General features: G+C 28.3%; 39 protein-coding genes and 1 tRNA gene. 28 read left to right on the forward strand and 12 right to left on the reverse strand.

The window, feature by feature from the left end:
• Nucleotides 1–7: 7 nt before the first annotated feature.
• Both HA145_RS05135 and HA145_RS05140 read left to right on the forward strand, forming a co-directional pair.
• Nucleotides 8–1,714 carry an ABC transporter ATP-binding protein gene (locus HA145_RS05135; protein ID WP_209128147.1) on the forward strand — a complete coding sequence of 569 codons (1,707 nt, stop codon included), beginning with the start codon at nt 8–10 and terminating at the stop codon, nt 1,712–1,714.
• Between the two features lie 28 nt (nt 1,715–1,742).
• Nucleotides 1,743–1,961: a DUF6447 family protein gene (locus tag HA145_RS05140; protein WP_209128148.1), complete on the forward strand. Its 219-nt coding sequence runs from the start codon at nt 1,743–1,745 to the stop codon at nt 1,959–1,961.
• Between the two features lie 4 nt (nt 1,962–1,965).
• On the opposite strand, the gene carB is transcribed toward HA145_RS05140, so the two are convergent.
• Nucleotides 1,966–5,259 carry a carbamoyl-phosphate synthase large subunit gene (carB, locus tag HA145_RS05145; RefSeq protein ID WP_209128149.1) on the reverse strand — a complete coding sequence of 1,098 codons (3,294 nt, stop codon included), beginning with the start codon at nt 5,257–5,259 and terminating at the stop codon, nt 1,966–1,968.
• A gap of 107 nt (nt 5,260–5,366) precedes the next feature.
• Here carB and HA145_RS05150 point away from each other — a divergent pair, with 107 nt between their 5' ends.
• From HA145_RS05150 to HA145_RS05195, 10 genes are all read left to right on the forward strand, one after another.
• Nucleotides 5,367–6,005: a DUF3318 domain-containing protein gene (locus HA145_RS05150; protein ID WP_209128150.1), complete on the forward strand. Its 639-nt coding sequence runs from the start codon at nt 5,367–5,369 to the stop codon at nt 6,003–6,005.
• Nucleotides 5,995–6,339 (forward strand): ribosome silencing factor, encoded by a 345-nt coding sequence (gene rsfS, locus HA145_RS05155; RefSeq protein WP_209128151.1) that lies wholly within the window; start codon nt 5,995–5,997, stop codon nt 6,337–6,339. Before HA145_RS05150 ends, rsfS begins: the two co-directional genes overlap by 11 nt.
• 10 nt (nt 6,340–6,349) lie before the next feature.
• Nucleotides 6,350–6,844, forward strand: coding sequence for a CGLD27 family protein (locus HA145_RS05160; RefSeq protein WP_209128152.1), 495 nt, complete (start codon nt 6,350–6,352; stop codon nt 6,842–6,844).
• The gene (locus tag HA145_RS05165; RefSeq protein WP_209128153.1) at nt 6,845–7,810 is read left to right on the forward strand and encodes an asparaginase; all 966 of its coding nucleotides are present in this window, start codon (nt 6,845–6,847) and stop codon (nt 7,808–7,810) included. It begins immediately after the preceding gene.
• A gap of 44 nt (nt 7,811–7,854) precedes the next feature.
• Nucleotides 7,855–7,931 (forward strand) — tRNA-Met (locus tag HA145_RS05170).
• Between the two features lie 359 nt (nt 7,932–8,290).
• Nucleotides 8,291–8,437, forward strand: a complete 147-nt coding sequence (locus HA145_RS05175; RefSeq protein ID WP_209128154.1) for a hypothetical protein — start codon at nt 8,291–8,293, stop codon at nt 8,435–8,437.
• A gap of 72 nt (nt 8,438–8,509) precedes the next feature.
• Nucleotides 8,510–8,899, forward strand: a complete 390-nt coding sequence (gene petP / locus HA145_RS05180; RefSeq protein WP_209128155.1) for a cytochrome b6-f complex subunit PetP — start codon at nt 8,510–8,512, stop codon at nt 8,897–8,899.
• A 78-nt stretch (nt 8,900–8,977) separates the two neighbouring features.
• Complete coding sequence (locus HA145_RS05185; RefSeq protein ID WP_209128156.1) at nt 8,978–9,973, forward strand: ABC transporter ATP-binding protein; 996 nt, start codon at nt 8,978–8,980, stop codon at nt 9,971–9,973.
• On the forward strand, nt 9,963–10,757 hold the full coding sequence (locus HA145_RS05190; protein ID WP_209128157.1) for an ABC transporter permease: 795 nt from the start codon (nt 9,963–9,965) through the stop codon (nt 10,755–10,757). Before HA145_RS05185 ends, HA145_RS05190 begins: the two co-directional genes overlap by 11 nt.
• Complete coding sequence (locus HA145_RS05195) at nt 10,754–11,548, forward strand: ABC transporter permease (protein WP_209128158.1); 795 nt, start codon at nt 10,754–10,756, stop codon at nt 11,546–11,548. Before HA145_RS05190 ends, HA145_RS05195 begins: the two co-directional genes overlap by 4 nt.
• A gap of 3 nt (nt 11,549–11,551) precedes the next feature.
• Here the strand turns inward: HA145_RS05195 and HA145_RS05200 are convergent, their stop codons facing one another.
• The 3 genes from HA145_RS05200 to HA145_RS05210 form a co-directional block, all read right to left on the reverse strand.
• Complete coding sequence (locus HA145_RS05200; RefSeq protein WP_209128159.1) at nt 11,552–11,818, reverse strand: hypothetical protein; 267 nt, start codon at nt 11,816–11,818, stop codon at nt 11,552–11,554.
• Complete coding sequence (locus HA145_RS05205) at nt 11,818–12,045, reverse strand: hypothetical protein (protein ID WP_209128160.1); 228 nt, start codon at nt 12,043–12,045, stop codon at nt 11,818–11,820. Before HA145_RS05205 ends, HA145_RS05200 begins: the two co-directional genes overlap by 1 nt.
• A gap of 446 nt (nt 12,046–12,491) precedes the next feature.
• Nucleotides 12,492–13,304, reverse strand: a complete 813-nt coding sequence (locus HA145_RS05210) for a sulfite exporter TauE/SafE family protein (RefSeq protein ID WP_209128161.1) — start codon at nt 13,302–13,304, stop codon at nt 12,492–12,494.
• A gap of 140 nt (nt 13,305–13,444) precedes the next feature.
• Between HA145_RS05210 and HA145_RS05215 the strand changes: the two genes are divergently transcribed.
• Nucleotides 13,445–13,786: an HNH endonuclease gene (locus HA145_RS05215; RefSeq protein WP_209128162.1), complete on the forward strand. Its 342-nt coding sequence runs from the start codon at nt 13,445–13,447 to the stop codon at nt 13,784–13,786.
• Between the two features lie 291 nt (nt 13,787–14,077).
• On the opposite strand, the gene HA145_RS05220 is transcribed toward HA145_RS05215, so the two are convergent.
• Nucleotides 14,078–14,479 carry a hypothetical protein gene (locus HA145_RS05220; protein ID WP_209128163.1) on the reverse strand — a complete coding sequence of 134 codons (402 nt, stop codon included), beginning with the start codon at nt 14,477–14,479 and terminating at the stop codon, nt 14,078–14,080.
• A 151-nt stretch (nt 14,480–14,630) separates the two neighbouring features.
• Between HA145_RS05220 and HA145_RS05225 the strand changes: the two genes are divergently transcribed.
• The 7 genes from HA145_RS05225 (at nt 14,631) to rpsU (ending at nt 17,229) form a co-directional block, all read left to right on the forward strand.
• Nucleotides 14,631–14,864, forward strand: a complete 234-nt coding sequence (locus HA145_RS05225) for a hypothetical protein (RefSeq protein WP_245151787.1) — start codon at nt 14,631–14,633, stop codon at nt 14,862–14,864.
• 36 nt (nt 14,865–14,900) lie between these two features.
• A complete protein-coding gene (locus tag HA145_RS05230; RefSeq protein ID WP_079333432.1) occupies nt 14,901–15,125 on the forward strand; it encodes a hypothetical protein in 225 nt (74 codons plus the stop codon).
• Between the two features lie 225 nt (nt 15,126–15,350).
• Nucleotides 15,351–15,854: a josephin gene (locus HA145_RS05235; protein ID WP_209128164.1), complete on the forward strand. Its 504-nt coding sequence runs from the start codon at nt 15,351–15,353 to the stop codon at nt 15,852–15,854.
• The gene (locus tag HA145_RS05240) at nt 15,845–16,114 is read left to right on the forward strand and encodes a hypothetical protein (RefSeq protein WP_245151788.1); all 270 of its coding nucleotides are present in this window, start codon (nt 15,845–15,847) and stop codon (nt 16,112–16,114) included. Before HA145_RS05235 ends, HA145_RS05240 begins: the two co-directional genes overlap by 10 nt.
• 1 nt (nt 16,115) lies before the next feature.
• Nucleotides 16,116–16,511, forward strand: coding sequence for a phosphoribosyltransferase (locus tag HA145_RS05245; RefSeq protein WP_209128165.1), 396 nt, complete (start codon nt 16,116–16,118; stop codon nt 16,509–16,511).
• On the forward strand, nt 16,508–16,966 hold the full coding sequence (locus HA145_RS05250; protein ID WP_209128166.1) for a nucleoside 2-deoxyribosyltransferase: 459 nt from the start codon (nt 16,508–16,510) through the stop codon (nt 16,964–16,966). Before HA145_RS05245 ends, HA145_RS05250 begins: the two co-directional genes overlap by 4 nt.
• A gap of 86 nt (nt 16,967–17,052) precedes the next feature.
• The gene (rpsU, locus tag HA145_RS05255; RefSeq protein WP_002806486.1) at nt 17,053–17,229 is read left to right on the forward strand and encodes a 30S ribosomal protein S21; all 177 of its coding nucleotides are present in this window, start codon (nt 17,053–17,055) and stop codon (nt 17,227–17,229) included.
• Nucleotides 17,230–17,301: 72 nt separating this feature from the next.
• On the opposite strand, the gene HA145_RS05260 is transcribed toward rpsU, so the two are convergent.
• Entirely contained in the window at nt 17,302–17,631 is a 330-nt protein-coding gene (locus HA145_RS05260) for a helix-hairpin-helix domain-containing protein (RefSeq protein ID WP_209128167.1), read from the reverse strand.
• Between the two features lie 269 nt (nt 17,632–17,900).
• Here HA145_RS05260 and HA145_RS05265 point away from each other — a divergent pair, with 269 nt between their 5' ends.
• A complete protein-coding gene (locus HA145_RS05265) occupies nt 17,901–18,497 on the forward strand; it encodes a uridine kinase family protein (protein ID WP_209128168.1) in 597 nt (198 codons plus the stop codon).
• Here HA145_RS05265 and HA145_RS05270 read toward each other — a convergent pair.
• Genes HA145_RS05270 through HA145_RS05280 form a run of 3 tightly spaced genes read right to left on the reverse strand, consistent with a single transcriptional unit; the run spans nt 18,486 to nt 20,730 of the window.
• Nucleotides 18,486–19,652 carry an NAD(P)-binding protein gene (locus tag HA145_RS05270; protein ID WP_209128169.1) on the reverse strand — a complete coding sequence of 389 codons (1,167 nt, stop codon included), beginning with the start codon at nt 19,650–19,652 and terminating at the stop codon, nt 18,486–18,488. The genes HA145_RS05265 and HA145_RS05270 overlap by 12 nt on opposite strands.
• 20 nt (nt 19,653–19,672) lie before the next feature.
• Complete coding sequence (locus HA145_RS05275) at nt 19,673–20,476, reverse strand: hypothetical protein (RefSeq protein WP_209128170.1); 804 nt, start codon at nt 20,474–20,476, stop codon at nt 19,673–19,675.
• 32 nt (nt 20,477–20,508) lie between these two features.
• The gene (locus HA145_RS05280; RefSeq protein ID WP_245151789.1) at nt 20,509–20,730 is read right to left on the reverse strand and encodes a hypothetical protein; all 222 of its coding nucleotides are present in this window, start codon (nt 20,728–20,730) and stop codon (nt 20,509–20,511) included.
• Between the two features lie 183 nt (nt 20,731–20,913).
• Here HA145_RS05280 and HA145_RS05285 point away from each other — a divergent pair, with 183 nt between their 5' ends.
• On the forward strand, nt 20,914–21,318 hold the full coding sequence (locus HA145_RS05285; RefSeq protein WP_209128172.1) for a hypothetical protein: 405 nt from the start codon (nt 20,914–20,916) through the stop codon (nt 21,316–21,318).
• 23 nt (nt 21,319–21,341) lie between these two features.
• Here HA145_RS05285 and HA145_RS05290 read toward each other — a convergent pair whose 3' ends face one another.
• Nucleotides 21,342–22,022 (reverse strand): peptidase E, encoded by a 681-nt coding sequence (locus HA145_RS05290; RefSeq protein WP_209128173.1) that lies wholly within the window; start codon nt 22,020–22,022, stop codon nt 21,342–21,344.
• A 20-nt stretch (nt 22,023–22,042) separates the two neighbouring features.
• On the opposite strand from HA145_RS05290, the gene HA145_RS05295 reads away from it, so the two are divergent.
• The 3 genes from HA145_RS05295 to HA145_RS05305 all read left to right on the forward strand — a co-directional run bounded on the left by HA145_RS05295 (nt 22,043) and on the right by HA145_RS05305 (nt 23,522).
• Nucleotides 22,043–22,510, forward strand: a complete 468-nt coding sequence (locus HA145_RS05295) for a GNAT family N-acetyltransferase (protein ID WP_209128174.1) — start codon at nt 22,043–22,045, stop codon at nt 22,508–22,510.
• Nucleotides 22,511–22,520: 10 nt separating this feature from the next.
• Complete coding sequence (locus HA145_RS05300; protein ID WP_209128175.1) at nt 22,521–22,844, forward strand: hypothetical protein; 324 nt, start codon at nt 22,521–22,523, stop codon at nt 22,842–22,844.
• Nucleotides 22,845–23,204: 360 nt separating this feature from the next.
• Entirely contained in the window at nt 23,205–23,522 is a 318-nt protein-coding gene (locus tag HA145_RS05305; RefSeq protein WP_209128176.1) for a DUF3303 domain-containing protein, read from the forward strand.
• Nucleotides 23,523–23,943: 421 nt separating this feature from the next.
• Here HA145_RS05305 and HA145_RS05310 read toward each other — a convergent pair whose 3' ends face one another.
• Together HA145_RS05310 and HA145_RS05315 are read right to left on the reverse strand one after the other, a co-directional pair.
• Nucleotides 23,944–24,213 (reverse strand): hypothetical protein, encoded by a 270-nt coding sequence (locus HA145_RS05310; protein ID WP_209128177.1) that lies wholly within the window; start codon nt 24,211–24,213, stop codon nt 23,944–23,946.
• A 110-nt stretch (nt 24,214–24,323) separates the two neighbouring features.
• Nucleotides 24,324–24,461 carry a hypothetical protein gene (locus HA145_RS05315; protein ID WP_002806597.1) on the reverse strand — a complete coding sequence of 46 codons (138 nt, stop codon included), beginning with the start codon at nt 24,459–24,461 and terminating at the stop codon, nt 24,324–24,326.
• Between the two features lie 204 nt (nt 24,462–24,665).
• Between HA145_RS05315 and HA145_RS05320 the strand changes: the two genes are divergently transcribed.
• The 3 genes from HA145_RS05320 (at nt 24,666) to HA145_RS05330 (ending at nt 25,685) form a co-directional block, all read left to right on the forward strand.
• The gene (locus tag HA145_RS05320) at nt 24,666–25,046 is read left to right on the forward strand and encodes a DCC1-like thiol-disulfide oxidoreductase family protein (RefSeq protein WP_209128179.1); all 381 of its coding nucleotides are present in this window, start codon (nt 24,666–24,668) and stop codon (nt 25,044–25,046) included.
• A 106-nt stretch (nt 25,047–25,152) separates the two neighbouring features.
• Complete coding sequence (locus HA145_RS05325; RefSeq protein ID WP_209128180.1) at nt 25,153–25,338, forward strand: hypothetical protein; 186 nt, start codon at nt 25,153–25,155, stop codon at nt 25,336–25,338.
• Between the two features lie 44 nt (nt 25,339–25,382).
• Entirely contained in the window at nt 25,383–25,685 is a 303-nt protein-coding gene (locus tag HA145_RS05330; RefSeq protein WP_209128181.1) for a hypothetical protein, read from the forward strand.
• The last annotated feature ends 4 nt before the right edge of the window (nt 25,686–25,689 follow it).

The following is a 25,689-nucleotide window of genomic DNA, read 5'->3' on the forward strand; positions in this document are numbered from 1 at the left end:
TAATATCTTGAGTCTTATCCCATCAGTCAGACCATATTCAAATAGGTTTATAAAAGGTTTTATATGCATGCTTATTTACGTAGCTTGCTGGCCTTTATTGGCTTATTTAGCTGGAAACTTAATCCCAGCAATTGGATCTGGTGATCTCTCAAAAGTTTCCAGCATAATAATTAAATCTCTATTAGTATTTTTAATTCAAAAAACTGCTCAATTTGGACAAGATGTCTTCATAGCAAAACCATCTTTAGAAATTAGTGAAGTAATGAGAGGAAGTTTATTTAGCAAAATACAAAAAATAAATATGAATTCTTTTGAAAAGATTTCAGCTGGAGATATTACATATAGACTTACAGAAGATGCTGATAGAGTAAGCGAAGTTATTTATAAAACAGCTCAAGATACTATTCCGTGCACCTTACAATTATTAGCGGTAGTTTTATATATGTTTTATTTAGATTGGTCATTAACATTATCAACGTTTGTTTTAGCACCATTAATTATTCTTGCAGTTAATAGTTTTGGAAGAAGAGTTTTATTCGCATCTGAAAAAAGTCAAGAATCAACAAGTAATTTAGCAGGATTAATAGGTGAATCTATAAATGGAATGTCGACGATAAGAGCTTTTGCCGCTGAAAATTGGATTGAGAATAGATTTCATAAAAGGTTAATTGCAAATAAAAAAGCAAAATATAAAACATTAAAATTACTTGCATTTCAGCATCCAGTTGTAGGTTTTGTAGAAGCATTTGGAATATTAGCAATACTAGGTTTAGGAGCCGCAAGAATTAACCTAGGACTTCTAACTAGTGAAGAATTTAGTAGTTTTTTTGCTGCAATATTGATGCTTATTGATCCAATAAGCCATATAAGCACAAATTTCAATGACTATAAACAAGCAGAAGCATCAATAAAAAGGTTGAAATATATAAATCAAGAGCCTATTGAAAATGATAAAGAAAATTTAATAAAAATATCAAATATTAATGGCAACATAAAATTCAATACTGTTGATTTTGAATACAAAAAAGATAATCAAGTTCTTAAAAATATAAATTTAGAAATCAAAAAAGGTGAAGTTACAGCTTTCGTTGGAGCTTCTGGGGCAGGTAAAAGTACAATGATGGCATTGATATTGAAATTTATAACTCCAAATAATGGAGAAATCTTAATTGATGATAAGAATCTAAAATTATTAAATACAAAAGATATAAGAAAAAATATTGCACTAGTACAACAACAGCCTTTTTTGTTTTCAGGAAAAATTATTGATGTAATAAGAATGGGAAGGCACTATACCAAAGAAGAAGTTATTGAATCCGCAAAAAAAGCTAATGCTCATAATTTTATTCAAAAGCTTCCTGACAAATATGAAACTAAGATAACTGAAAGAGGATCGAATTTCTCAGGGGGACAGATTCAGAGGATAGCAATTGCAAGAGCAATATTAGGTAATCCATCTATTCTCCTCTTAGATGAAGCGACAAGTGCTTTAGATGCAGAATCAGAATCAGAAGTTCAAGAGGGTCTTAATAGAGCAATGAAAAATAGAACTGTTATAGTAATCGCTCATAGGTTATCAACTACCCAAGAGGCCGATAAAATAGTTGTCTTCGATAAGGGCGAAATTATTGAGGTTGGTAAACATTTTGATTTACTAAATAAAAAAGGTATTTATAAAGAATTATGTGAAAAACAATTGATTAAGAAATTATAACCCTATCTTATTTGTAAAAAGTAAATCCATGAATGAAAATACAAATGATTCTGGCAACCCAGTTTTAACCTTTGAAGGGAAGAAATATTTGATCAATGAACTTTCTAAAGAAATAAAAGAATCTGTAAAGGCATTACAAATAGCAGAAACACAACTTAAAATGCATGAAGATACATTCAAATTACTTTCAATAAGTCGCAATACTTTAGCGAATCAATTAAGAGAAAAGCTAAAAAACATAGCGTAAATTTTTAACAATTATGAATTTCCTGTAAAGAATAAGTATCAATTTTATTATTTCGCAGTGCTTTTATTGCTTTAATAGCTGCTTTTGCTCCAGGTATGGTTGTAAAAGTTGGAATATTATATTCCAAAGCTGCACGTCTTAAATATGCATCATCATGAAGAGCCTGAGATCCTATTGGAGTATTAATTATTAATTGAACAAGTCCAGAACGAATTAAATCCTCTATATTTGGTCTACCTTCATGAACTTTAAGTACTTCTTCAACTTGGATTCCTAAATCAATCAAATATGAAGCTGTACCTTTCGTTGCAATTAATTTAAATCCTAAAATCAACAATTCCTTAGCAATTTCATCAAGATCTTTTTTATCTAAATCATTAGTAGACAAGAAAGCAACTCCCTCAGAAGGAACACCATTTCCCGCTGCCAATTCTGACTTAGCATAAGCAATTCCAAAATCTTTTGCTAAGCCCATCACTTCTCCAGTAGATCGCATTTCAGGACCAAGAAGCGTATCAGATCCGGGAAATCTTTTAAAAGGCAAAACAGCTTCTTTTACTGCCTGAAATTTGGGAGAAAATTCTTTTGTAAAATTTACATCGTCTAAAGTAAAGCCTTGCATCAATTGTGTGGCTAATTTCGCAACTGGTTTGCCTATTGCCTTTGAAACAAATGGGACCGTTCTAGAAGCTCTAGGATTTGCTTCAAGAATAAATATTTTATTTTCTTTGTTATTTAAGTTCGTCACTGCAAATTGCAAATTAATTAGACCAATAACATTTAGTCTTTTTGCAATTAATTTAGTCCAGTTTTTTACAGTATCTAGAGTAGAATTTGAAAGAGAAATAGAAGGTAAACAGCAAGCTGAATCTCCAGAATGAATTCCAGCAGGTTCAACATGTTCCATTAGACCAGCAATCACTACAGAACCTTCAGAATCACATAAAGCATCAACATCGACCTCAATTGCATTATTCAAATATTCATCAAGAAGGATTGGATGATCAGGCGATACCTTAACTGCCTCAGAAATATATCTCGATAATTCATTCTCATCTTTTACAATTTCCATTGCCCTGCCGCCTAAAACATAAGAAGGTCTTACAACTAAAGGGAATCCTAATTTTTTTGCTACTGCTTGTGCTTCAATCTCGTTACGCGCTATTCCATTTAAAGGTTGTCTTATATTTAATTCCTCAAGTAATTTTGTAAATTCCTCTCTATCTTCAGCTAAATCAATTGAGATTGGTGAAGTTCCAAGTATTTTTGTTCCAGTTCTAACTCCATCATTCGATTTAAGCCACTCAAGTAAAGGTAAAGATAATTTAAGAGGAGTTTGACCTCCAAATTGAACAATCAAACCATAAGGATTTTCTGCTTCAATTATGTTCAGAACATCCTCCAAAGTTACTGGCTCAAAATATAAAATATCGCTAGTATCATAATCTGTTGATACGGTTTCGGGGTTACTATTAACCATTATTGTTTCGTAACCATTTGTGGAAGCTTGATAAGAAGCATGACAACAGCAGTAATCAAACTCTATCCCTTGACCAATTCTGTTTGGACCTCCTCCTATAATCATAATTTTTTTTGAATTATTATTGGAAATCTCGCTATCAAAAATTTGAGAATTTATATTTACAAATGACTCTTCATAAGTTGAATAGTGATATGGAGTTGAGGATGAGAACTCTGCTGAACAAGTATCGACAGTTTTATAAATTGGTATTATGTTAAGCTCCTTTCTGTATTTTCGTACATTAAAAAACTCAGAATTTGTTAACTTTGCTATCTGTTGATCTGAAAAGCCTAATTGCTTAGCATGTAACATCAAATCTCTATCTAAATAATTAAGTTCTTTATCTTTCAAAAAATCATATTCAAAATTAAAGATATTACGTAATTTCTCAATAAACCATAAATCAATATTCGTTATTTTTTGAATGTATGAATTAGTTTTTCCAAGATGCATGGCTTTTTTAACAATTAAAATTCTTTCAGAGGTGGGGTTTCTTAAATTGTTCTGTAAGTCATTCTCGTTCTTAAATTCATCTAGTGAATCGCATTCCCATCCATAAATACCTACTTCCAAGGACCTTAATGCTTTCTGAAATGATTCTTCAAAAGAACGACCAATTGCCATTGACTCACCAACGGATTTCATGGCAGTACTTAAGGTGTTTGATGAACCTTTAAACTTTTCAAAAGCAAATCGAGGTATTTTTGTAACAACATAATCAATTGATGGTTCAAAACATGCTGGTGTTTTTTTTGTAATATCATTTATGATTTCATCCAGCGTATAGCCAACGGACAATAAAGCTGCAATCTTAGCTATAGGAAATCCAGTTGCTTTACTTGCTAAAGCAGAAGACCTACTAACTCGAGGATTCATTTCTATTACAATTACTTCTCCATTAGCTGGATTTATCGCAAATTGAATATTACTTCCCCCAGTTTCAACTCCTACCTCCCTAATAATTTTCAATGATAAGTCCCTCAATCTCTGATATTCTTTATCTGTTAAGGTCTGTGCAGGAGCTACAGTAATCGAATCTCCAGTATGCACACCCATTGGATCTAAATTTTCAATACTACAAACTATTACTACGTTATCTGCTTTATCTCTCATAACCTCTAGTTCAAACTCTTTCCATCCAATAAGAGATTTTTCAATCAAAATTTGATTACAAGGGCTTTCCTCTAAACCTGTTTTACACAATTCAAAAAATTCTTCAAGATTATATGCAATTCCACCTCCTACACCACCTAAAGTGAATGCTGGCCTAATTATAAGAGGATAAGAATTAATTTTTTTTGACACCTCGTGGGCTTCATCTAGATTAGATGCTATTCCCGATGGACATACATTTACATTTATTTTTTCCATAGCTTCTTTAAATAATTTTCGATCTTCAGCTTTATTAATAGCTTTTAAATCAGCACCAATTAATTCAACATTATTTTTATTTAAAAAATCTGACTCAGATAATTTAACCGCAAGATTTAATGCGGTTTGACCTCCCATCGTAGGAAGAATTGCATCAGGTTTTTCTCTTAAGATAATCTGAGAAACAATTTCAGTAGTCAAGGGTTCGATATATGTTTTATTTGCAATTTCAGGATCAGTCATTATTGATGCAGGATTTGAATTTATCAAGATAATTTCATAACCTGCCTTTCTTAAAGCTTTACAAGCTTGGGTACCAGAGTAATCGAATTCACATGCTTGTCCTATAACAATTGGTCCTGAACCTAGAATAAGTATTCTTTTAAGATCACCTCGTTGAGGCATAATTTAAACCATTATTTATTTCATGCTACTTATAAATCATCAGATGTTAATCAAGTTACTTGAAAAGCAACATTTGTTTCTATAGTATTGGAAGAAATTAATTTTTTATGAGCGAACTTCAGCGACTTAAAAGTTTGTTGCCACCAGAGAATGAAAATTGGGTATTTGTTGAAGCTGCTGCCGCTATAGATCCCCCTCTCATAACACTTGAAGAAATAGGTCGTGATGAAGTTGAAATCCAAATAGATTTAGATGAATGGGATAACTTTGCTATTGACCACAGAAATTTATTATTTTGGCATGAGGTAGGGAAAATTCAAAATGATTCAATACCCAGAGATGGATGGGAAATGGCAGCCCTTGCAATAGGACTTGGAGGTGCAATAGGAGAATTGTGGGTCCAAGATGGATTACTTTTATTATTAGCACTTGGTTTATCAAGTTTTGCAGGGTATAGATTATATTTAAAGAATAATTCTGAAAAAAAACTTCAAGATGCTATTTTTGCAGATGAAAGAGCTATAGACCTAGCTTGCAGATTTGGATATAGTATACCTAATGCTTATAAAAGTCTCGGTGGAGCATTAAAGGAATTAATTGAAAAAACAAGAAAGAAGAAAAAAAGAAGTTTTTTTGAAGACAGATTAGATGCTCTAAGGAAAAGCGCAGAAAAAGCTAGATCCGAATTATCTCAGCAAGAAGGTTCAGGAAAATCAGTCTCAAGTGAAAATGTATATGGACAATAAAAGTTTAGTTTTAATGGCTGCTAAAGCTTGCGATGAAAAAAAGGCTAAAGATATTAAGCTAATAAAAATTGACGAAGTTTCTTTTATCAGTGAATGGATATTAATCGCAGAGGGATTATCTGATGTTCAAGTTAGATCAATAACTAACTCGGTAGAGGGAGAGTTAAGAGAAAAGGCTAAAATTGAACCGCTAAGAAAAGAAGGAGTTAGCGAAGCTAAATGGGCTTTACTTGATTATGGTGATTTAATAGTAAATATTTTTCAACCAGAAATAAGAAAATATTATGACCTTGAATCATTCTGGAGCAATGGAAATAATCTAAATTTTCCATAATATTTTTTTCATGAATGAATATAAATGTCCAGTCCCTAAGGAGCAGCAACCAACTAATGAATACATTGAATTATCAAAATCCATCATTTTTTCATGGCCAAAGACTAAGAAATCACTAATTATTGTATTAATTAAATTCTGGCTAGTTACTTTTGTTTTATTTCTCGTTATTTCTTCTGGAAGTATTTATTTCAAATCAGCTATTTTTAAATATATTCTAATAAGTTTTTTTAGTAGTTTATCAATACCTCTCTTAGTTTCTTTAAGATTATATCTTGGCTGGAATCATGTATTTAAAAGATTAACTTCCGAACGAGTTGAGTACGAAGAATCTGGTTGGTATGACGGTCAAGTATGGATAAAACCACTTGTTTTAAAAGAAAAAGAATCGCTTATTGCTACAGTTCAAGTGAAACCTATTTTAAATAATTTAATTCAAATTTTTTCTATTATTTTAGCCTTAGCTTTATCAGGAATACTTTTTTTTCAGTACAACAATTTCTAAATGAGTTCAAATTTTAAAAACCTTTACACATCAAATAATCCTCCCTTAATAGCAACTTTAATTAGAGGTTCGAACATTGAATCAATTCATAAAATTCATGCAGTAATTAGTGACAAAAAGGGAAGAGTATTAATGTGCGCTGGAAATCCAGAATATAAAAGTTTCATAAGATCAGCATTAAAACCATTTCAGGCTATACCTTTTGTTAGCAGTGGAGCAGCCTCAAAAATCAACAACTTTTCAAAATCAATCGCAATAGCATGCGCTTCACATAGTGGATCAAAACTTCATGCAAGAGAAGCCTTCAAAATTTTATGGGAATACGACATCGACATTAAAAATTTAAAATGTCCAAAATTGAATACAAGCCCTTTAGAACATAATTGTTCAGGAAAACATGCTGCTTTTCTAGCTACGTGCAAAAAATTAAATTGGCCAATAGATAATTACTTAAAGGGTGACCATCCACTTCAACTCGAAATATTTAGAATTGTTTCCGAATTACTTGAAATTCCAATATCTGAAATAAATGCTGAACGTGATGATTGTGGTGCACCAACCCTTTATTTAAAACTGATAGAAATGTCCAGGTTATACTCACTTCTAAGTAGTTCGGAAATTGCTGAATTAGAACAAATCAGCAGAGCTATTACGACCAACCCATTATTGATAAGTGACAAAAACAAATTTGATACAGAAATAATTAAAGCTTCTCATGGACAAGTTATAGGTAAAGGTGGAGCTGAAGGAATACAGTGCCTATGCAAGGTTAATGAAGGTATAGGACTGGCTTTAAAAGTAGAAGATGGTTCAAAAAGAGCTAAGCATGCTGTTAGTCTTCACTTACTAAAACAGTTGGAGTGGATATCTGACTTGCGAATACAAGACATTGAAGAAAAGATCTTTAATCTTTCCGATGGAGTAAGAATTGAGGTTAAAGGTCAATTAAAATTCCAAGAATCCTAAAGAATTAGAAAAATAACACTTTGAGATGTATGCTATGTATATGACGCGGGGTAGAGCAGTCTGGTAGCTCGTCGGGCTCATAACCCGAAGGTCGGAAGTTCAAATCTCCCCCCCGCCACCATTTAGAAGCAGCTTTAAAGCTGCTTTTTTTTGTATTTGCAGTAGTTACAGCAATTTTAAAAATAAAGATAATAACGTCTTAATTAAAAGAGTTTACTAAAAATTACTTGAGATCTTTTTGAATAGAGAATTTAAAGTCAACTCTAACTAATAAACCAATAATGATAAAAAATATTCCAATGTATGAGTTCAAAGATAGATCCAAAATATTAATTTAATTTTCTAACTAAATCTTAGCTTATAAATCATTTTTATTAAATGTACTATCAACAATGAATTTAAACAAATCTGAATTTTGAATATTTTCATCTTGAATAAGTAATTTAATAAAGTAAAATTAATTCTAATTTGGGAAATTATATGCAGGATTTACTACAGCGTGATTTAGGTTCAAGCTTGTTATCAGTAGCTGTCATATTAGGATGGTTAGGTCTGTTTTTTGTATTTTTGAGAGTATTAACAATTTCAATAAAGAGAATCCTTGAAGCTGTTTTCAAAAAATCGTAATTATTGAAATAAATCAATAATTCTGAATTAATCGCATAAACCCTTTATCACTAAGTATAATAACCTATAAAAATGTCAATTTTAGATAAGGTTAAGATAGGAAATGATGTTCAAGTTAACCTAGAACTATCAAAGGATAGACTTAACAAAGAAACTATTGATGCGATAAATGTTTCTTCATTGGGTAAAATAAGTGATTTTAGAATAACTGATGGCAAAGGTATTGGAGTTGTCTTGGAATTATCTAATGGGAAAGAACAATGGTTTTTTGAGGATGAAATTGATCTTCTCGACGAAAATGGTAATGTAATTAAAAAAAATAATGATAACAAAGAGAATAGTAATTTTATATTTAATTTCATAAGAGGATTAAATTATGAAAATAAAAATAAGGTAAGCGAGTTACTTAATCCAATTAACTTTTTTATCTGGCTGGTTGTATCGTTTAAAGATATTTTTTAATTGGTTAAAAAATTTTCTAAAATAAAAATAATTCATAAATTTATTTAAATATAAAATTTCAATAATTTAAAATTTTAAATGGTAAAAAATATTATCGATGTAAGAAATTTATCTAAGTCATTTGATATCTCTTCCAAAGAACCAGGCTTAAAAGGAACAATTAAACATTTTTTTAGAAGACAAACAAAAAGTTTAAAAGTTATAAAAGATATAAGTTTTGAAATTAATGAAGGAGAAATAGTGGGTTTTCTAGGTGCTAATGGAGCTGGGAAAACAACAATATTAAAAATGCTTTGTGGCTTAATTTATCCAAGTGAAGGTTCGATTTTGGTTTCAGGCTACTTACCATTCAGGAGAAAAGAAAATTTCCTAAAGAATATCACCTTAATAATGGGACAAAAGCAACAGCTTATTTGGGATCTTCCACCAATAGAATCATTCTATTTGAATGCATCAATATATGACTTAGATAAGTTCGAAGCTAAAAAGAGAATAAAAAAACTATCGGAAATGCTTGAAATTGATGAAGAGCTATTTATACCTGTTAGAAAACTTTCACTAGGTCAGCGTATGAAATCAGAATTACTAGCAGCTTTATTACATGAACCAAATATTCTATTTTTAGACGAGCCGACACTCGGATTAGATATTAATGCACAGAGAAATTTAAGAAAATTCCTTCAAAAATATAATAAGGAAACTAATGCAACGATATGCCTAACCAGTCATTACATGAAAGATATTACATCGCTATGCAAGAGAGTTATATGTGTGCACGAAGGGGCAATATCATATGACGGAGAACTTGACCTATTACTAAAAAAACTTTCTCCTGTTAAAGAAATATTAATAGTTTGTCGTTCAGAAGAGGATGCAATTAAATTAGAAAATTCTGGTTTTACTGTTAAAAATAAAATAAAGAATGAAATCACTATAAAAATTGAAAACAACTCTATTACCTCTTCACTAAAAACTATCCTAAATAATTTCGATATTGAAGACCTTTTTATAAATGAACCACCTATAGATGAAGTAATTGGGAAGGTATTAATTAAAAAAGATTATGATATCTAATTTGATTAACCGTAAAATATTCACCTTATTAAAAGTCCAATATTCAAACATGTTGGAATATAGGGTAGAAATTGCATTATGGGCAATTTCAGGGATTATTCCTTTTTTCATGTTAAACATTTGGACAAACAATAATCTTAATGAATCGATAAACATTAGTGATGTTATGCTTTCTAGGTATTTCTTATGTGCTTTTTTTGTAAGACAGTTTTCTGTAGTTTGGGTTGTATTTAGTTTTGAAGAGGATTCTCTCATGGGAAAAGTATCTCCGTATTTAATCCAACCTTTAAATCCATTTTTCAGATATTTTGCACAACATCTTGCTGAACAAATAACAAGATTTCCTTTCGCACTAATAATCGCATTTTTCTTTTTTATTTTTAATCCAGAAAGTTTATGGATACCAAATTTAGGAATTTTACTCTTATCGATAGTATCTACTTTCTTATCCTTCTTGATTCAATTTTTAATTCAGTCAATAGTTGCATGTCTATGTTTCTGGACAGAAAAAGCATCATCGATAGAAAGATTGTTATTTATTCCAACTTTATTTCTCTCAGGTCTTTTAGCACCAGTAGTCTCATTCCCCGCATATGTTAAATCTTGGATTTATTTGACTCCTTTTCCATATCTAATTGATTTCCCTGCGAACTTACTGTCAGGTAATGAAACAAATATTAGTGGAGGCTTAAGTATGCAAATTCTATGGATTGTTTTACTTTTCCCATTATTTAAGAAAATCTGGTCTGAAGGAACGAAAAAATATACAGCAATGGGGTCATGAATTTAAGAAAATATTTAAAAGTTTATAAAAAATTCCTACATACTTCTTTAGCTTCTGAATTGGAGTATAAGACAAATATATTAGTTGATTTAATTACTGCAATTTTAAGTTTAGTAGGGAGTATTTTTCTACTATCTATTTTCTTTCAAAATAATGGATATATTGGAGGGTGGGAATTTGAACAGGCACTAATAATCCAAGCTATTTATACAATTTTGAATGGAATAACAAATACATGGTTCAATCCTAATCTTACAGAAATAGTTAAACACATAAGAGAAGGAACATTAGACTTCGTACTTTTAAAACCTATTGATAGTCAATTTTTTATTTCATTAAAAAAAATAAATCCATCTGGATTTTTAGAAATTATGCTTGGATTTTTCTTGTTGCTCTTCTGCATAAGAATAAATCAAATAAATTTAAGTTTAAGTTTTCTAAGCCTATCCTTGATTACGATAAGCTGCTCGATTTGTATTTTATATAGCCTATGGTTCTTTATATCTACTACTACTATTTGGTTTGTTAAGACTTGGAATGCGATAGAAGTATTAAGATCATTTCTTTATATTGGAAGATTTCCTCTAAATTCATTTTCATTTTCTTTAAGAGTTTTTTTTAGTATTTTCATTCCTATCGCTTTTATAACTACAATACCTTCTGAAGTTTTTCTAGGACTTTCTCAAGTGTGGAAAATATTGCTTGAAATTGTTGTTGCCATAATATTCCTTATTACTTCGAGAAAGTTCTGGTTATTTGCATTAAAGTTCTATACGTCAGCATCTAGCTAAATATTATTTAACAACCTCTCTGCAGAATTCCCAAATACTTTGTTTACTTTTCAAATTAGAAATCCTCGATATTTCCTTAAAAATAGGTTTAGATTTTTCAATAGATAAAAGTTTACAGTTGTATTCAATTTGATAATATCTTGAAATGTTCCCAAATTTGACGGCGATATCACAAAAGATAATTATGAGCGCAAGTTTAAAAATAATCCTTAAAAAACCTAAGAATGAATTTGAATAATTATCTTTTTCAGTTTTTACTTCAAACTTCATTATTTAACTATATGCTGAGGACACTTAATTGCAGCAATAGCAACAGCTGTTACTTTAAAATTTTCTGACTTCTCAATAACCTTTTTTACTTCTAATGGTCCAAATTTATGACTTGCATCACTGTAAGAAAGGAGTAAAGATTTATAATTATCATGTCCTAAATTTCTATATTCGCAGAAATTATCTCCAACAAAGTTCAAAAGAGTTAGTAATGTCAATTCAATCATTAAAGCTTTTTAACTAACAAATTTTTCAAATAATACAAAGCATAACATTTTAAACATATTAAATTACTAAAAACACTAGAAATCATGAAATAAGAAGTTCACTTATAAATTTATAAAATACTTAATTTTCAATAAATGCAAGGGTTAAAAAAATTAAAATCATTAAACCGCTATCTGTAGTGTGTATTGGGTATTTAATTTGCACTACTTATAGGGGGTTGCAATTTTTGGGAAATTGGTTTAAAAATAAGATTCCCCATCACCCGGCCCCACATATGTGAGGCCTTTTTTTTGATTTTAAATAAAGTCTAAAAGTATTATTAAATAAAACGAGTAATTCATTAACCCCTTTATATAAAGTATAAAGATAATAAATAATTTATTTTTTAATTTATAATCCTGATTTAGAATTTTTTACCAAAATGTACTACTTTCCTCCAATAATTTTATAAAAAGCTTTTTATGGATTTAATCAATAAGCTAATACCAACCAAAATACAAACTGTTATAAAAGTTTTCTTAATAAGTATATTCCCATTTAATTTTGACAAGTGAGCTCCGAAAAAACCTCCTGTAAAGGAACCAATTATTAAAACTATCAATAAATTTAATGGAACCGATCCTATTCTTGCCAAAAATACTGCTCCGACAAAATTCCAAAAAATCCCAACAGTAAAAAATGTCATACTTATGGCCCGAAGAAAATCCATTTCAAAAGTTTTTATTAATAGTATTGTTACAAGCAATCCAGTTCCTGAAGAAATAGAACCATTTAATATACCTATAAGAAAAATAAAAATTAAAAATCTAATTTTATGAACAAAATTAAGCTCTTTATTACCAGATGTTAGACCTAAATCTGGTTTAAGGAATGAGTAAAAAGCTAATAATATGGATATTATTCCTAAAATTAAGTACAAATAATTTTCAGATATAGATTCAACTACAGAAGCCCCAAAAATTACTCCTGGCAATCCAAAAATTAAAATTTGACAAGCAACACTTATATCATTACCTAAAGATTTGTAATTTCTTAAGGAACCCCCTATTCCTAGTGCTACTGTTGCTAATTTATGACTAGCCAGAGCCTGATAATAAGGAACTCCAGATAAAATCAATGCAGGCAATTGTAATAATCCTGCTCCTCCTCCAGAAATCGCTGAGAACGTATTAGAAAAAAACGATATCAAAAAGATATAAATACTTTTAAATATAGAATCATCAAAATCTACTAATAATATTGTTAATAAATAAAGCATTAACTATAAAATGTCCTTTGTATTAATAATTTAAAATTATTCTCTTCATAAGAAGCATTTGCTTTAAGAAGTCTTATATTATCTTTTTCAATCATACTTTAAAAAAAACTGTTATTATCGAAAAAATTATCAAGAATTTTATGCATAGACAAGATGCAATTTATCTTGATCAGTTTTGCCCCAAGATAAGTAATAAAAATTGGAGAGAGTCACTTAATAAACTTACTAATTATAAATGTATTTATTGCGGTAAGCCCTCAGAATCTCTCGACCACCTTCACCCAATGGCAAAAGGGGGGATTAGCAGTTCAAGTAATTGCGTACCATGTTGTTTGTCATGTAATGGGAAGAAATCAGATTCAGAAGTTCTTAGTTGGTACAGAAAACAAAATTTTTATGATCCTCGAAGAGCTATGGCTATACGAGCATGGTTTAATGATGATTTAAAACTAGCTTCAGTTCTTTTGAACTACTTAAATTAAACGATGAATGATAAATTGATTGAGATACAAAAAAATATTTTTGTATATCCTTAAACAGGATCCTTCATTTTAGTAAGAAATGGTTTATTAAATTATTCTTATTCTTTCTGAATTAATATTATTGCTCTTAAAAATCGAGATATTAGAATAATCATCTTTCCACATTATTGGTGAATCTATAATCTTTCTCTCTGGAGACTTTACTGAAAAAATCAATCCAAATACAAAAAGGATGGTAATCAAAATTATAGTCAATACTAATTTGTCTGAAATATTATTCATTAAACTAATCTATCTTGAAAAATTTATGTCAGGAGTAGTTTTTTCGTAAATTTCTAGAAAATATGATTTAAAATAATCAACTCCCTCCTTTCCAATTAATCCAAACGACCATCCACAATCATTTACTACTTGCAATGAAATTTGATTTGCTAAGTCACTTTTCTCAATCCATTTTTTCTGAGGATTGTAAGAGAAAGATATAATGTTTTCAGTTTTTACAATAGCTGATTTCATTGCTTCGTCTTTAGAAAGACCATTTTGGATGGCATTACAATATTTCTTAGAGAAATTATTAGAAATCCTATTTTGTAGCAAACTAACACTAGGATCGGATGTATCAAAAGCCAAACCTATTGCAGGTTTTAATTGAATAATTATAAAAAAAAGTAAGACAAAAAGTAATTTTAACAACAGCTATTAAAAAATAGTTTATAAGTAATATAATAATATTTTAAAATTGTTTTTCAATTAAATTTGATAATTATTAAAAGCAAATTAAATTTCAATTTATTAATAATTAAAAGTATTGCGATAAGTTCAGTAATAATAGTCAGAGGTTTATTTGACTACAAATATGTACGAATCATTGATGACATTGCTATTTTTTCCTGATTGGACAAATGGATTACCTTCAGATTTCTTAATTCTTCATTTTTTTGTAGGAGCTGTGATTTTCCCATTCAACATGATTCATGCTAAAGCAAGAAAAATTGACAGTCAAAACCCACAGGAAGCCGCTAATGGGTATAAAAATTCTGACAATGCAACATTTTTTGGATACGAGGAAATCAATTAGATTTCCATAAAATTTATTTAAGGAATTAGTTTATTGATGATAATTTCCCTAAATACAGCTTTAGATCTTAAAATATTTAGTCCAAGTGAACCTATAGGAATATTCATAATTTTTGTAGGATTAATATTTACTGGCATGATTTTCTATATTATTTATGCTGTAAGTACTAATAAAGAATCCTTAGAGGACAAAAAAATAAGAACTAAAAAGGAGTACTTACAAAAGGAGAAAATAGGAAAGTTATTTCCTAAGAAAAAATAAATTTAATTACTTTATTACTATAAAGATATTTATTTATATTATTAATTATTAAATCAGTAGGATCTAAAAACATTAGTTTTAATTCTCTTAAATCAAACATTTTCTAAAAAACTAACTATAACAACAAAATTATTTTTACGAGGACTTCATACTTGTTAATTGCTCAGCTAAATTATTTTCATATCAGGCAAAAAATGTTAAAAATGGAAAAAATAATTTGAAATCTTGGAAAATTCACCTCAATATCTATTTCTTGCTAGTGGAGTGAATAATGGGGAAGGGTTTTGGATTGTGGGAATAAAAAATTGCGATGAAAATATTCTTGAGGATGAAAATCTTTTAGATTGCCATAGAAAAGAATTAATAGGTAGCGATTCAGCAAAAGATATTCTTTTAGCTATAAATTTAAACGTAAATAATTTATTAAGTGAACTAAGAAACAAAAATTATTTAATTACAAGACCTTCAATGGGGATTCCCTTTGATATCCCTTTAGAAATCTTGGAAAATATTTTTGATTTTTGGTTAGATATTTATAAAAATCATGAAGCCTGGGAAGCTTGTTTAGGACTTCTTAAAGTTAGGAAAAGGATTCCCCTAACAAACCTAATTGAAAGCAATAGTTTAGTGGGAAACTCTAAAAAATGGGCTATAAAAATTGAAACCTTACATACTTATGTTCCTTCTTCACATAAAAATGAAAAATTAAATGACCCCATGTGGGAATAATTTTATCTTTAAATACTAAAAATATTTACTTCATTGGATATTTAAGTAAAAATAAAATAACAAATAATATAAAAATGAATAAACCATATTCTTTTAGTATCGATCAAATGAACGGGATAGTTGAGGATACATACGCCAAGATAATAAATGAATGTGAAAATTTAAAAAAAAATACTAATTGTCCAAATGAGCAAGTAGTAGCACTTTTAAGTGTAATTGCTTCAAATTACGCTACTACAACAGAAGAAAAAGAAAATTAAGATGATAAGTTATTTTACTTGGAGCGAATTTGATAAGAGCGTAGAAGAAATAGCTGAAAAATGTAGGTTTAAGGAGTTTTCTGGAATATATGGAGTTCCTCGGGGTGGATTATGTCTTGCTGTAGCACTAAGCCATAAATTAAAAATTAAATTAATTTCAAAACCTATAAAAAATTCACTAATAGTTGATGATGTTTATGAAACTGGTCTTACATTAACGACCTTCAAAGATATTGAAGGAGCAGTGTTTTTTGTATTATTTAGTAAGATTAAACCTACATGGTGGAATACAGTACACATATCAAAAAAAAGCCAATGGGTAGTTTTCCCATGGGAAAATACTTTAAATTCAAAAAATGACCGCGAAGAATATATCAAAAAAAGAGGTTTAAGTTGAAAAAGAAATTATATTTGGCAAATCCATATGGATTTTCAAAACAAACTAAAAGTCTCTTAAATGAATTTATTGAAATCTTCAATGATTTAAATGTAGAAGTATTTGAACCTTTTGAGAGAGCAAAACCATTAACACAACAAGAAAGTGAATGGGCATATGACGTTGCAAGAAGTAATTTCCATGATTTAAAAGAATGTGATTGTATTTTTGCGATTGTTAATGGAAATCCACCAGATGAAGGTGTAATGATTGAACTCGGTATCGCAATTGCTTTAAAAAAGGAAATCTTTTTATTCAGAGATGATTTTAGAAATTGTTCCGATAGCGATCAATACCCATTAAATCTAATGTTATTTCTTGGACTGCCTAAATATGATTGGGAAAAATATTATTTTGAATCATTACAAGATATAAAAAGTAATAAAAAAAGATTTGTTGAGTGGGCAAAAAAATAAGCTTTATAAAACATCAATTCTTGAGTAGAAGTATGAATTTTAAATTTATCTAATGAGGTGCTAGAATAGTATTTATTTAGAAAATTTTGACACAAGTAACAGTTGGAGAGAATGAGGGAATTGAGTCAGCCCTTAGAAGATTTAAAAGACAAGTATCTAAATCTGGAATCTTTGCAGATTTAAAAAGACTTAGGCATCACGAAACTCCTATTGAAAAATACAAAAGAAAGTTACAACAGAGAAGAAAAGCAAGAAGAAGATAATCTCCTAGAACTTATAAAGTTTTTGTAAATTTTTAATATTATTAAAATTTATAGAGGTTAAAAAAGATTTAACTATTTAAGTTTTTTAAGCTTCTTAACAAGATTTATTCCAACTCCTGACACAGCAAGAAGATCTTTTTCATCTGCAGCAATAACTGCCTTTGTTGTTTTAAATCCAGCTTCATACAAAGCTTTTGCGCTTTTTGCTCCAACACCTGGAAGTGTAGTCAAAGTTTCAATATTTTTCTTAGAGTTTACCGCTTTGTTTTTTGTTTTTGTTTTTGTTTTTGTTTTTGTTTTTGCAGACTTTGCTGCTTTTTTTTCTTTCTTTAAAGGAGTTTCAGGAGTTACTGCACTTTTAAATAAAATTGATTTTAGTTTGCTGAGAAATTTAGAAATCATTGCAATATATAAGTAATAAAATTAACTCTTCAATTTAATATTATCAAATTCCAGAGGAATTAATAACTAGACAATAACTAATTGAATAGAAATAATTTATTTACAATTATATAAAGACACACATTTAATATTTATGCAAGCTTACCAGCCATTGCACGGTATTTTAAATTATTTTTAAAAACTTTTAAAAAGATAAAATGTTTATTCAAAATTTAAAGGTATTTATTAATTAGTAAAGTTAAAATCTTATTAAAGAACAGATCATAAAAATGAAGCTTATTTTTATAAGTGGACCTTCAGGAAGCGGGAAAACAACTTTATCAAATCAAATAATAAAAAAAAATAAAAATGGTATTGTGTTAAGTACAGACAATTACTATAAGACAGGGTTAATAAGTAAATTACTACCAAAATTTGTAGAAGGTTTCTTTGATAGAAGTATTAGTTTTAATAACAGACTATTCAAAAAAGATTTTGATTTTATTTATAAGAATGGAATTTCAATCTGTGATCGTTATTATAATTTCGAAAAGAAAACAATTCAAAATATCTTAAACGAAAAAAATAATATTAGTTTTTTAATTGTTGAGGGTATATTTGCTAAAGAATTTTCAAACACTTTAAATAATAAGGATTATGTTTTTTTAGAACTAAAAACTAAAAAATATGAGTGCATGAAAAGAGTTGTCCAAAGAGATATAAAAGAAAGGGGGAAGGGTAAAAAACAAGCTCAGAATGATTTCTTAAAATCATGGAGCATTTATTACGAAAAATTCAAACCTAATAGCATAAAAAATAATACAAATAAATTCATTATTGAAAAAAACACTGATATTGATCACATTCTGAAAAAATTATTTAATTAAGTCTTTAATTTTTTTCTCTAATATTAAAGCACTTAAAATTGAGCCTTCAATTCTGCCAAATCCATCTCCTTCAAACCAATCTCCGCAAAATCCAATTCTATATTTTTTACTAAATTGTAAAGATAATGGTACGGCAAGGCCAGAAGGTTGTGAAGCTCTCCATTTCATAATAGATATTTTTTCATCAAAAGTTAATTTACGTACTACAGAATTCTCTTCAAACAGTTTATTGAAATTTGTAATTATTATTTGTTTAAAAACTTCTTCATCTTTTGCACTTATATAAGAATTAATTAACTCTGGGTCTTTTGAATGTACTACAATCCCTAATTTATTATTATCTTGCAGCTGAAAAATAATTCTTTCAAATTTATATTTTTTTTCTAAATTATTTTTTAAATAAAAATACCTTTGTTTTTTAGAATAATAATCTTTATAACTATAATTTTCATTTGTATAAATTAAAAAAGTTAACCTAGGAATAAATGTTTGTTCTTCTAAGAAATTTAATAGTAAATCTATTTTTTTATCATTATTAATAGGAATAGCTTTTCTTAATGGAATTTGATTTACGTTTAATATTTTTAAAGACCTCTTATGTAACAACAAATTGGTTGAACAAATTAGATATTTAGACTTGAATTTTTCGCCATTTTTTGATGTTAGTAACCATTCCTTATCATCAAACTTCATATCTACTATTAAAGTTTCAAAGAAAAAATCAATTTTCTCTTTTAAATTATTTGACTCAATTATCTTTCTCGATAATTCACTCATGGAATCTAAAGATAGATAATTAACCCCGCAAGAAAATTCAGATGTTTTTATGGTTTCTAAATTAGAATCTTCATTTAGAAAATATAAGTCTGAGTCGTCAATTTTTATATATTTATTTTCCAATAATTCATCAATATAACTTTTTAATAGAAGATTATTTTTACTGTTAGATATATTAAAATTTGGAGAACCGTGGTTTAGTTTCCATCCTTTATATTTTTTGCTTATTCTTGTACTTGATCTCCCTCCCAGTCCACGACCAATTTCAATTAATCCAACTTTTTTTGTAATATTATTTTTCAGATGCTTCGAAGCGAAAACACAAGCAGATATTCCTCCACCTATTATTAATAAGTCATAGGTAAAATCACTTTTCATAGGTTTAATATTGACAGAAATTATCTTTCATTTTCTAAAAAACTATAAACAGAATCAAGTTTCTCTAATGATGAAAAATCAGATTCAATTACAGGAGTAATATTATTATTTTTATAAAAACTAACTAAATCACTAGTAAAATCAAAAAAATTATCTAAGGCAAATAAACACTTTTCTGATATGTATACCTCTTTCCAAGGACGAAATTTAAACCGCGCTATAAATTGTTTAGAAGGAATAAATAAACTTCCAAATAGATTTAATTTTTCATCCTTAACTATTTTCTTGAGATAAGTCAACTCATTCTGAAGAACTTTAATATCTGTGCCATATTGAAACCAAATTGAATTTATTAATCCAGTCGAAATTTTTCTTTCGAACCTTTCTCTTTCTGAAGAAATATTATAATATTTTTTCAAATATGGATTATAAGCTATACCTAATTTAACTTTTAAATTTTTTTCTTTTTCTAAATAAGCTAATACATCAACTGAGTCAAAGTTTTTTTTCTTATTTGATCCCGACACAAGTAGAATTTCATAATTTTTATTAGTCTGAGAAATTTTAACAAAATCCAAAAAATCCTGATACGATTTTTCTTTATTTTTTGAATATTGATGATAAAGACTATAGTGATAGGTTACATTAAATTCATTATAATTCTTAGATATATATTTAATAGTTGAATTAAATAAATCCTTCTTTATAATTCCTTTACAGGGAATATTGATGTTGTTTATATTATTTAATTTGCAGAAATTAAGTTTATTGTCTAACTGAGAAATATTTTTAAACGATAATTCAAATCTTATATTATTGTTCATTATTTAGTATTCATATTTAATCAATCAACATATTAACGAAAACACGCATCTGCTACGATTCTTATTTTGGAAGTCGTCTTTTTATTCTTAGCCTTTAGAAAATAACTGGGAGAAATCTCTAATGCAGCTTTTAAAGAAATTTTATCTTCTGCAGATTTTGCAATAATTTGTTTAAAACATTTCCAATTTTCTGGTATTACTAAACCGGGCCATGATAAATAAAGTCCTAAAAAAATACCGAAAAATAAAAACAAAAAAAACCTCATAACAAATAGAATTTTTAACTTTACTAATTAAAATAAAAAAAACAATAGTTCAATTGTATTGGAAAATAATTAATAAATTATTTCCTTTCTTCTTATCGCAGATATTTAATCCATAAAAGATTTTCATGAACTCGAGAGGTTAGAATAACAAATAAAGTATTATTTTAGAATATGGCTAGCCAAGATTATCTAATTGCAATAGCTTTAATAGAGCAAAACTTAGTTAGAGCAATGCCTCTTGGAGGTAAAGAAATTAAAGATAATTTAGAGGAATCAGAAAATTTCAAGAAACTTGGGGAAGAGGTAATTTTAAATCTTCTAATGAGAGTGTTTCAAAGAAGTGATGAAGGTGCTTTAAAAAGGGCTTCTGAAGAAAAAGGTTTGCTCCTTGTTCATATGCATCCTAAAAGAATGCAAAAAGAGCTTCCATTTATCAAATCTGAATGGATAAGAGATGGAGATACACAACAATTTCTAAAATACCTTAGCAATCTTTCCAAAGAAGTATGGACTGCATCTTTTGTAAAGTACAAAGGGATTGAATTTACTTCTATTTCGAAGAATGAAGAGATCTAAAATATATTAAAAATATTTTCTTTTCAAAGAATTTCTTTCTTTACAATATTATTTTCCCTTGTAACTCTAAAGCAGTTTCTACCATTACCAAAATCAATTGAGGAATATTCAAAATCATTTTTAATATGCAAGGCACAATTGCCCTCAATACATATACAAGATTCAATAATTTCTCTCTGAATAACATCATTAACGTAAGGTTCCCTCTCTTTCTCTTCATCGAAATGCGGACAGGCAATACCTTCAACTATACCTAAGCAATCAATTATGGCTAATTCTTTAGCATAAGAATCAGTTATACCTTTATCAAACCAACAAATAGCCCCAGCACTTACACCACTCATTACAATTCCTTTTTCATAAGCATTTCGCAAAATTTTATGTAAATTCCATTCTTTCCATACAGCTAACATACTTTTTGTATTTCCTCCACCGACATAAATGATGTCTTGAGTTAAAACTATCTCTTCTAAGTTTTCTGTTCTAGAAAAGAAATCAATATGGCTTGTTATACAATCAAGTTTAGAAAATGCTCTATAAAAATTTAGTTTGTACAAACTACTATCGCCAGATGCTGTTGGAATAAAGCAAATTTTAGGTCTTTTTTTATTAATCAATGAAACTATATATTTTTCAATTTCAAGAGAGCCTATTGAACGTCCAAACCCTCCTCCCCCAATTGCGACTATATTTTTACTAGGCATATTAAATAATAGATTTGTATATGAATTTAAGACAAATTACCATTAAAGATCAACTGGAATTAAAGAAGGTTTATTTTGATTCAATTCAATCTTTAGATGAAAAAATTTATAGTAAGGAACAAAAAAGAGCCTGGTCAAGCCAAGCTTGGAATAACCCAAATTTTGATAAGTCAATAATTAAAGGAAAAGGATGGCTTATAAGTAAAAAAGGAATTATTATTGCTTTTGCTACAAGATATCCCACCGATAGAATTGCGCTATTTTACTGTAAAGGTAAATACCAAAGAAAAGGCTTCGGGTCTAAGTTACTTCATAAATTAGAAGATGAAGCAAAGAAAGAAAGTTTAGACTCTCTTTATACTGAAGCAAGCTTAATAAGTTATGAATTATTTCTTAAAAATGAATGGAAAATTAAACGTAAAGAAAAAATAATTATAAATAACATTTTTTTTGAAAGATATAAAATGACTAAAATTATAAAAAATTAATTTATTAATAATGTCTAGTAAAAGCAAGTCGTTAATTCTGGTTAGAAGACTTCTAGTTTGGACTTTATACTTTTTTTCAGGATTTATACTTTATTCATACAAAGGTTTTTTACCTTCTTTTTTAATTACTTTTTCAAGAATTATTTATCCATTATCTATTTTTTGGCTGCAAATAAGATTAAAAAAAAGAACCAATTTTTTACATATCGATTCAAAAATGACAACATCGCAATTATGGTTCAATTTATTACCTGTTATTGCATCTCTCCTAACAGTAATTTTTTCTCTAATAAATACATTTTTTTATTTTCTAGCAAAAATAATTAGCTCTTAATTTGAATAAGAGAATTATCTGATTACACTAATAATTTGTTTTATAAAAACATAATGTAAAGAAATTTGCCTTTTACTTAAATTTGTTTAAATTTTAAATAGTGATCAATATTAATAGTGAAGAATATTTCATTAAAAAGAGGTATAAATTTTGATAATAAAGAAGAAAAAAGAACCGATTATGAATTATTCTCTTTAAAATTCACAGATAGCTTATATAAAAAAGATATTGGAAAATTTTTAGAGACGCTTTCTTCTCATTTTATTTAGAAATATATTTTTATTCTGATCTTCAAATTCAAACAGTCTTAAAAATAAATAGTTTTTTGAAGGATAATATAAAAGATTAAATCTTATTTCTATGCAATTATTTCTTGCTGACTGCCAATTCCCAGATATTGAAAATCAAATAAAAGCTTATCAACTATTTGTGGAAGCCTGGGAAAATGGTGAAATGGCAAAATCAGATAAAACAGATAAGTTTGAGATGTTATTTAGAGTACATGCTCCAGGAGAAGGGAGAGTAGTTTGTTTATGTAGGGCGCATAGTGATAAGGAAATTTTTGCGCATTTTGCCCCATGGAGAGCAAAATTCGGAATTCATATGGAATTTACACCTGTAATTAGTTGTCAAAATGTAGTTGATTACCATAAAGATTTGTTCAAAACCTTGGAATAATAACCTAATAACTAATTTTCATTGTGATTAAACCTTTTCCTAATCTTATTTTTAAAAAAAAAGATAGAAATTTGTCTTCTTCAAAAAGTAATCTTAAGAAAGAAGAAAACTTAAAATCTAAACCATTAATTATATTTGGTTTTATCATCTCATTAACCTCCATCTTTTTGCTTTTATTTACCATTAATAATAAATTTGGATGATTTTTGAGTAATTAGAACTATTACTAGGTAACAAATATGTTCTATTATTAACTTAAAATAACTATCTATATGGCATTTAACGAAGGGGGGATGGCATCAGGCCTTCTTATCATTGCAGTATCAATTGTTTTTGCAGCTGGTTTTGGATTTTTAGTATTGCATTTTGTACCAGGGACGCCTTTTTAAGAAAACAAATTCAATAAAAAATCTTGATTATCTTAAACATTAACAGTTTCTAAATCCTGCATTTGATTATCATCAGGATTAGATTCCTTCTTTAACCTATAGGCATAAAATAAAGATCCCAGAGCTATGGTACTAGAGGCTAAAATCCCTGAAATGAGTATCAAAGCAAAAAGACCTCCTATTAATCCCCCTTTTAATCTAAGCAAATTTGATTTAATTAAAAGAATTGACAAAAAAACAATAGTTGCTTTTAGAGAAGAGATTTTCAAGAAAGTTAATGGATAAAAAGGATTCAACAACATTTCTTTAGAAGAATATAATTAAATTTAATTCTAAAAATAAATTTTAAAAACTGCATAAAAAAAAGACCCAGTTGAGTCTTTTTTTTTAAAACTATATTAAATTTGAATATTTATGCATCAGGGTCAAAATTCTTAAGGTTAGGACCCGCAACAAGACCAACAAGACCAAAAAGGACTAAAGAACCAATTCCGAACCCTGCTGCCCAAGGATTGAAACCACCTAGAGCAAAAGAAGCTAATAAATTCATGATTTTAAAACATAATATCTCCGAGTTAGCATACAGATTTTTATGAAAAATATACCTATTTTGAGACATTTCTTCGTAATTATATGCATCTTTTAGCTAAATTCATCTATATTGCAATCCACAAAATTTTTATTTTTTATTTTATTATCAAGGAATAACCCGTCTTGTAGCTAACTTTAAGACGAGTAGCCCTCTATTTTTCTAATGACTTCCAACTATACCTTTATTTATGATGGAGAATGTCCCTTCTGCAATCATTTTGCTGAACTCTTAGAAATCAAAAGCAAGATAACTAATATTAAGATTCTTGATGGTCGTAAAAATTTAACTTTAATTGAATCGCTATTAGAAAAAGGTTATGACCTAGATAGAGGAGCTATCCTACTGAAAGATGAAGATATCTTTCATGGGGCAGATGCAATTAATAATATTTGCAAGCAGATAAGTAATCCCTCAAGCAGTTTACTTTTGTTACTTTCTAGAGTCTTTAAATCAAATAAACGAACAAACGTAATATTCCCGTTATTAATCATAGCTAGAAGATTCGCATTGATATCAAAAGGGATATCAACATCTCTTGTTTAAAAATAAAAATTTTCTAAATAATTAATAACATATTTATAAGCTTCTGTATCAATCAATGATAATTAATTATTTCTTAGCTAGAACTAGTAGGTAATCTTAAATTTTAATGATAGAAAACTTCAATCCCTTTATTTCATTGGGTGGTGACAACAAAAAAGTTAATCATATGGCTGAAGCAGCACTTGAAATGAATTTAACTTGTAATGATTTGAAGAAGGATTTAAATTTAACTGATGGAGATGTAGTGGATATGTTACAACTAGTCATGGATAGGTTTAAAAATAGTAATTAAGTTTATATCGTTATTAATTATTCGTCATTTATATAATATTATTAATGAAAACAGTAAAAATTGAGTTTTCAAAGTATGAACCAGTTACCTTTTTATGGCCTGAATTAATAGAGGATTACGGATTTGATAAAGCCAGAAAAATAGTTTCTCAAGCTATTGACTTACAAAAAATGAGTGGAACGAAAAATAACACCATGCCAATCATATTTTCAGGAACAGGAGGATTAGCTCTAATTCCATTACAAATGCTAGAAAAAGAAGACTTTAAAATTAGTTATAAAGATAACCAAGTTTTAATATTTAATTTAAAAAGTAAGTCATTTCAAATTTTAAATGATGCAAACTAAAAAA

The sequence above is a fragment of the Prochlorococcus marinus XMU1411 genome (genome assembly GCF_017696075.1).
Taxonomy (GTDB): domain Bacteria; phylum Cyanobacteriota; class Cyanobacteriia; order PCC-6307; family Cyanobiaceae; genus Prochlorococcus_A; species Prochlorococcus_A marinus_V.

What these genes read in the sequence shown, in the direction of transcription:
- carB (WP_209128149.1), bottom strand. Translation starts at nt 5,259, where the DNA reads ATGCCTCAACGAGGTGATCTTAAAAGAATACTTATTCTAGGTTCAGGA.
- HA145_RS05265 (WP_209128168.1), top strand. Translation starts at nt 17,901, where the DNA reads ATGAAGCTTATTTTTATAAGTGGACCTTCAGGAAGCGGGAAAACAACT.
- HA145_RS05270 (WP_209128169.1), bottom strand. Translation starts at nt 19,652, where the DNA reads ATGAAAAGTGATTTTACCTATGACTTATTAATAATAGGTGGAGGAATA.
- HA145_RS05260 (WP_209128167.1), bottom strand. Translation starts at nt 17,631, where the DNA reads ATGATTTCTAAATTTCTCAGCAAACTAAAATCAATTTTATTTAAAAGT.
- HA145_RS05205 (WP_209128160.1), bottom strand. Translation starts at nt 12,045, where the DNA reads ATGATTGAATTGACATTACTAACTCTTTTGAACTTTGTTGGAGATAAT.
- HA145_RS05290 (WP_209128173.1), bottom strand. Translation starts at nt 22,022, where the DNA reads ATGCCTAGTAAAAATATAGTCGCAATTGGGGGAGGAGGGTTTGGACGT.
- HA145_RS05300 (WP_209128175.1), top strand. Translation starts at nt 22,521, where the DNA reads ATGTCTAGTAAAAGCAAGTCGTTAATTCTGGTTAGAAGACTTCTAGTT.
- HA145_RS05160 (WP_209128152.1), top strand. Translation starts at nt 6,350, where the DNA reads ATGAATGAATATAAATGTCCAGTCCCTAAGGAGCAGCAACCAACTAAT.
- HA145_RS05200 (WP_209128159.1), bottom strand. Translation starts at nt 11,818, where the DNA reads ATGAAGTTTGAAGTAAAAACTGAAAAAGATAATTATTCAAATTCATTC.
- HA145_RS05325 (WP_209128180.1), top strand. Translation starts at nt 25,153, where the DNA reads ATGATAGAAAACTTCAATCCCTTTATTTCATTGGGTGGTGACAACAAA.
- HA145_RS05310 (WP_209128177.1), bottom strand. Translation starts at nt 24,213, where the DNA reads ATGTTGTTGAATCCTTTTTATCCATTAACTTTCTTGAAAATCTCTTCT.
- HA145_RS05150 (WP_209128150.1), top strand. Translation starts at nt 5,367, where the DNA reads ATGAGCGAACTTCAGCGACTTAAAAGTTTGTTGCCACCAGAGAATGAA.
- HA145_RS05275 (WP_209128170.1), bottom strand. Translation starts at nt 20,476, where the DNA reads ATGAACAATAATATAAGATTTGAATTATCGTTTAAAAATATTTCTCAG.
- HA145_RS05140 (WP_209128148.1), top strand. Translation starts at nt 1,743, where the DNA reads ATGAATGAAAATACAAATGATTCTGGCAACCCAGTTTTAACCTTTGAA.
- HA145_RS05305 (WP_209128176.1), top strand. Translation starts at nt 23,205, where the DNA reads ATGCAATTATTTCTTGCTGACTGCCAATTCCCAGATATTGAAAATCAA.
- HA145_RS05210 (WP_209128161.1), bottom strand. Translation starts at nt 13,304, where the DNA reads ATGCTTTATTTATTAACAATATTATTAGTAGATTTTGATGATTCTATA.
- HA145_RS05230 (WP_079333432.1), top strand. Translation starts at nt 14,901, where the DNA reads ATGATAATTTCCCTAAATACAGCTTTAGATCTTAAAATATTTAGTCCA.
- HA145_RS05185 (WP_209128156.1), top strand. Translation starts at nt 8,978, where the DNA reads ATGGTAAAAAATATTATCGATGTAAGAAATTTATCTAAGTCATTTGAT.
- HA145_RS05165 (WP_209128153.1), top strand. Translation starts at nt 6,845, where the DNA reads ATGAGTTCAAATTTTAAAAACCTTTACACATCAAATAATCCTCCCTTA.
- HA145_RS05175 (WP_209128154.1), top strand. Translation starts at nt 8,291, where the DNA reads ATGCAGGATTTACTACAGCGTGATTTAGGTTCAAGCTTGTTATCAGTA.
- HA145_RS05315 (WP_002806597.1), bottom strand. Translation starts at nt 24,461, where the DNA reads ATGAATTTATTAGCTTCTTTTGCTCTAGGTGGTTTCAATCCTTGGGCA.
- HA145_RS05215 (WP_209128162.1), top strand. Translation starts at nt 13,445, where the DNA reads ATGCATAGACAAGATGCAATTTATCTTGATCAGTTTTGCCCCAAGATA.
- HA145_RS05190 (WP_209128157.1), top strand. Translation starts at nt 9,963, where the DNA reads ATGATATCTAATTTGATTAACCGTAAAATATTCACCTTATTAAAAGTC.
- rsfS (WP_209128151.1), top strand. Translation starts at nt 5,995, where the DNA reads ATGGACAATAAAAGTTTAGTTTTAATGGCTGCTAAAGCTTGCGATGAA.
- HA145_RS05285 (WP_209128172.1), top strand. Translation starts at nt 20,914, where the DNA reads ATGGCTAGCCAAGATTATCTAATTGCAATAGCTTTAATAGAGCAAAAC.
- petP (WP_209128155.1), top strand. Translation starts at nt 8,510, where the DNA reads ATGTCAATTTTAGATAAGGTTAAGATAGGAAATGATGTTCAAGTTAAC.
- HA145_RS05295 (WP_209128174.1), top strand. Translation starts at nt 22,043, where the DNA reads ATGAATTTAAGACAAATTACCATTAAAGATCAACTGGAATTAAAGAAG.
- HA145_RS05320 (WP_209128179.1), top strand. Translation starts at nt 24,666, where the DNA reads ATGACTTCCAACTATACCTTTATTTATGATGGAGAATGTCCCTTCTGC.
- HA145_RS05330 (WP_209128181.1), top strand. Translation starts at nt 25,383, where the DNA reads ATGAAAACAGTAAAAATTGAGTTTTCAAAGTATGAACCAGTTACCTTT.
- HA145_RS05245 (WP_209128165.1), top strand. Translation starts at nt 16,116, where the DNA reads ATGATAAGTTATTTTACTTGGAGCGAATTTGATAAGAGCGTAGAAGAA.
- HA145_RS05195 (WP_209128158.1), top strand. Translation starts at nt 10,754, where the DNA reads ATGAATTTAAGAAAATATTTAAAAGTTTATAAAAAATTCCTACATACT.